This window comes from Glutamicibacter sp. BSL13 (genome assembly GCF_052928425.1).
On sequence record NZ_JAVGCZ010000148.1, the window covers coordinates 1 to 4,487 of the forward strand.

Consider the following 4,487-nt stretch of genomic DNA (forward strand, 5'->3'; position numbering starts at 1 on the left):
CGGGTGGGCGACCATGGTGCGCGTGTCCCCGATGTTCGCGGCCAGCGCGATCACCTGCAGCCGGTCGATGACCCCGGGCACCAGCGCCGCGTCGTGCAGCTGAACGGCCAGCACGCTGCCGGTGCCGCGCGGAAAGAGGGCGGCGGCGCGCCGGTGGTGGCGGTGCTCGGGACGGCTGGGGTGGTGCACCCGGGCTACGGCCGGGTGGGCGGCCAGGAAGCGGGCCAGCAGCTGCACGTTGTGCTGCACCGCGGCGGCGCGCACCGCCAGGGTTTCCATGCCGGTCAGGATGCTGTGGGCGCTGGCCGCGGAGAGGGTGGGGCCCAGGTCGTGCAGGAACTTTGAGCGCACCAGCATCGCGTACGCCCCGGCCCCGTGGCGTTCAAGCAGGCTGGAGCCGGCGTAGCGTTCGCGGCCCCGGGCCAGCTGGGGCCAGCGCTCTGCGTCGGAGAAGTCGAAGCCGCCCCCGTCGATGACCACCCCGCCCAGCACCTGCCCGTGCCCGGCCAGCGCCTTGGTGGCCGAATGCACCACGATGTCCGCCCCGTGCTGCAGCGGCCGGAAGTTCGCGGGGGTGGCCAGGGTGTTGTCCACCACCACCGGGATGTGGTGCCGGTGCGCGATCGCGGCCAGCCGGGGCAGGTCGGGCACCGTGGACAGCGGGTTGGTCACCGATTCAAGGAAGAACGCCCGGGTGTCCGGCTCGATCGCCGCCTGCCAGGCGTCCGGGTTGTCCGGGTCCACGAAGCTGACCCGGATCCCGAAGTCGTGGAACGTGTCGGTCAGCAGGTCCACGGTGCCCCCGTAGAGCTGGTTGGAGGCCACCAGGTGCCGCGGGCCCTGGGTGAGGGCCAGCAGGGACAGGGCCACGGCCGCCTGCCCGGTGGCGGTGGCCACCGCGTGCGCCCCGCCCTCCAGGGCGGCGGCGCGCTGCTCGAACACCGCCACCGTCGGGTTGCCGGTGCGGGAATAGGTGAAGCCGGCCTGGCGCAGCGCGAACTTCTCCACCGCATCGGCGTGCGAGGTGAATTCGTAGGCCGCGGAGGGGTACAGCGGCACCGTGAGGGGACGGTGCTCGCCGCCGGGGCTGTATCCGGCGTGGATCGCTGTGGTGGACTGCTGCGCCATGGCTGGCTCCTTTGCTCGTGCTGGTGCGTACCGGTGGTGGTGCGCGGGGTTAGATCGCGGCCAGCTGGTCGGCGCGCACCTGCCGGGCGGCGGCGACCAGGTTGGCCAGGGAGGCGGTGGTTTCGGCATAGCCGCGGGTCTTCAGCCCGCAGTCCGGGTTCACCCACAGCGCCTGGCGGTCCACCGAATCCAGGGCGGTGCCGATCAGCTCGGCGATCTCCTGCTGGGAGGGCACCCGCGGGGAGTGGATGTCGTACACGCCCGGGCCGATGCCGCGGCGGTAGCCGAAGGACTTCAGGTCCGCGGTCACCTCCATCGCCGAACGGGCCGCCTCGATGGAGGTCACGTCCGCGCCCAGCGCGTCGATCGCGCCGATCACCTCACCGAACTCCGAATAGCACAGGTGGGTGTGGATCTGGGTGCCGGCCGCCGCCCCGCCGGTGGCCAGGCGGAAGGCGTCCACGCTCCAGCGCAGGTACTCCGGCTGGGCGGCGGCACGCAGCGGCAGCAGTTCACGCAGCGCCGGCTCGTCGACCTGGATGATGCGGATCCCGGCCTGCTGCAGGTCCTGGATCTCATCGCGCAGCGCCAGCGCCACCTGCCGGGCACTGGTTTGCAGCGGCACGTCATCGCGCACGAAGCTCCAGGCCAGGATCGTCACCGGCCCGGTGAGCATGCCCTTGACCGGCTTGTCGGTCAGCGAGGCGGCGTGGGAAATCCAGGGCACGGTGAACGCCGCCGGGCGGGTGACGTCGCCGAAGAGGATCGAGGGTCGGGTGGCGCGTGAACCGTAGGACTGCACCCAGCCGTGCTCGGTGACCGCGAACCCGTCGAGGTTCTCCGCGAAGTACTGCACCATGTCGTTGCGTTCGGCTTCCCCGTGCACCAGCACATCCAGCCCCAGCTCCTCCTGCAGCGCGATGACCCGGGCGATCTCCTGCTCCACGAACCGGTGGTAGCCCCGGTCGTCCAGGGTGCCGGCGGCGTGGGCGGCCCGGGCGGCGCGCACCTCAGCGGTCTGCGGGAAGGAGCCGATGGTGGTGGTGGGCAGCAGCGGCAGCTGCAGGCCCGCGCGCTGCGCCGCGGCGCGCTGCTGCTCATCCGGGCGCTGCAGGTCCTGCTCACCCAGCCCGGCCAGGCGTTCACGCACCTCCGGAACCGTGGTGCCCGGGTAGGCGGCGCGGGCGGCCAGCGCCCGCTCGGTGGCCACCAGTTCGCGGGCGATCGCATCCTCCCCGTGCTCCAGGCCGGTGGCCAGGGTGAGCACCTCGCTGACCTTCTGGTCCGCGAACGCCAGCCAGTCGGCCAGCCCCTCGGGCAGGTTCCCCTCCAGGGCCACATCGTGCGGCACGTGCAGCAGCGAGGTGGCGGTGCCCACCGCCAGGTGTCCGCCGGCGGCGGTGACCGCCTGGCGCAGGGCGCGCAGCGCGATCAGCGAGGCGCCCAGGTGGTTGCGCCACACATTGCGGGCATCCACGATCCCGGCCACCACGGTGGTGCCCTGCAGCTGGCCAAGGAATTCGGGCTGCGGGGCCACCCCGCGCACCAGGTCCACCTGCACCGCGTCCACCCCGGCCCGGGCCAGTACCCCCAGGCCCTCACCGGGGCGGGTGAGCTGCCCGGCGGTGCCGTACCCGGTGGTGACCAGCAGCGCCGGGCGCGGGCCGGAGGACAGCTGGCGGTACACGCGTTCGACCAGGCCGCCGGGCACCGCGTGCCGGGCACCGGCCTCGGTGACCAGGGCCGGCTCATCCAGCTGCACCCAGCCCACCCCGGCGGCGGCCAGCTCGGCCAGTAGCTGGGCGTAGACCTCAACGAGCTCATCGATCCGGTGCAGCGGCGTGAACCCGGAGCGGGCGGCGCCCTCCTCGGCCTTGGCCAGCAGCAGGAAGCTGATCGGGCCGACCAGGGTGGGGCGGATGGTGTGCCCGGCCCGGGCGTGGGCGGTGAAGTTCTCCAGCAGCCCGGCGGGGTTGGCGCGCAGGGTGGTGCGCTCGCCGAGCTCCGGGACCAGGTAGTGGTAGTTGGTGTCGAACCACTTGGTCATTTCCAGTGGGGCGCGCTGCGCGTCACCGCGGGCCAGCGTGAAGGCGTCGGCGGTGCTCAGCGGGGCGCTGAGCACCTCGGCGAAGCGGGAGGGCACCGCCCCGAGCGCCACCAGCGTGTCCAGCACCTGGTCGTAGTAGGCGTGGTCCCCGGGCAGGGAGCCGTTCGCCGGGTCAAGCCCCAGCTGCACCAGGCGTTCCAGGTTCTGCTGCTGCACGGCAAAGGCCCGCTCGTGCAGCTGCTGCTCGGTCAGGGTGCCGGCCCAGTGCGCCTCCAGCGCCTTTTTCAGTTCGCGGCGCCGGCCGATGCGCGGGTAGCCGAGGATGCTGGCCTGCGGGAAGTGCTGCTTGCTCATGGTGTTCTCCTAGTTTTCTGCCGGACCGGGGTGCCCGGCCGGGTCGATGGTTAATTCGGTGGTTCGTCGGTGGAAGCGGGCGCCTAGGTCCCGCTGTGGGCGGCCCAGGATTGGGCCAGGGTGCTGCGGGCGCCGGGCAGCTGCAGCTGCTCGATCACGTCCAGGCTGCCGCGGTGGTCGTTGAACGTGTACAGGTGCAGCCCCGGGGCCCCGTCATCGAACGCCGCCCGGGCCAGGTCCACCGCCCAGCGCACCCCGATGCGGTGGCGTTCGGCGTCGCTGGTCGCGCTTTGCAGCGCGTGGGCCAGGATCGGGTCCGGCTGCACCCCGGTCAGCGCCGCCAGCCGGTTCAGCCGGCGCAGCGAATTGAGCGGGATGATGCCGGGGATGATCGGGATGCACACCCCGGCGCGGCGGGCCGCGGCGAGCTGCCCCCGGTAGTCCTCGGGCTGGAAGTAGACCTGGGTGATCGCATAGTCCGCCCCGGAGCGCTGCTTGCCCAGCAGCACCTCGATGTCGTGCTCGAAGCTCGGGGACTCGGGGTGGCGGTGCGGGTAGGCGGCCACCCCCACCCCCAGCCGGCCCCCGGCCAGGGAGGCGGCGTGTTCGTCCTCCACCTGGCGGATCAGCTCGATCAGGTAGCGGGCGAACGGGAATTCACCGCGCCAGCCCTGCGGGTCCTGCGGCAGGTCACCGCGCAGCGCCAGCACCCCGCGCACCCCCAGGGCGATGAAGTGGCGGATCAGCACGCGCAGCGACTGCGCCGACTCCCCCACACAGGTCAGGTGCGCCAGCGGGCGCAGCTTGGTCTGGGTGACGAGGTGTTCGATCAGCGCCAGGGACTGGGCGCGGCGGGCCGGGGTGCCCGAATAGGTGACCGAGACGTAGTCCGGGCTGGTGTCGGCCAGCTGCTCGATGCTGTGGTAGACCGACTCGGCCACCTCGCGGTTCACAGGCG

3 protein-coding genes are annotated in these 4,487 nt (G+C 72.7%); all 3 read right to left on the minus strand.

Annotated features, from left to right (window positions below; all coding sequences use genetic code 11):
- Positions 1-1,128 (minus strand): aminotransferase class I/II-fold pyridoxal phosphate-dependent enzyme (locus tag RCJ92_RS15020; protein WP_446755002.1); only part of this gene is annotated, 1,128 nt, incomplete at its 3' end.
- Positions 1,129-1,177: 49 nt separating this feature from the next.
- A complete protein-coding gene (metE, locus tag RCJ92_RS15025) occupies positions 1,178-3,529 on the minus strand; it encodes a 5-methyltetrahydropteroyltriglutamate--homocysteine S-methyltransferase (RefSeq protein ID WP_446755003.1) in 2,352 nt (783 codons plus the stop codon).
- Between the two features lie 83 nt (positions 3,530-3,612).
- The coding region (locus RCJ92_RS15030; protein WP_446755004.1) for a methylenetetrahydrofolate reductase at positions 3,613-4,487 on the minus strand (875 nt) is incomplete at its 5' end.

Bases quoted from the DNA above. Each gene is read 5' to 3' on its own strand.
- metE (WP_446755003.1), bottom strand. From the start codon at position 3,529: ATGAGCAAGCAGCACTTCCCGCAGGCCAGCATCCTCGGCTACCCGCGC.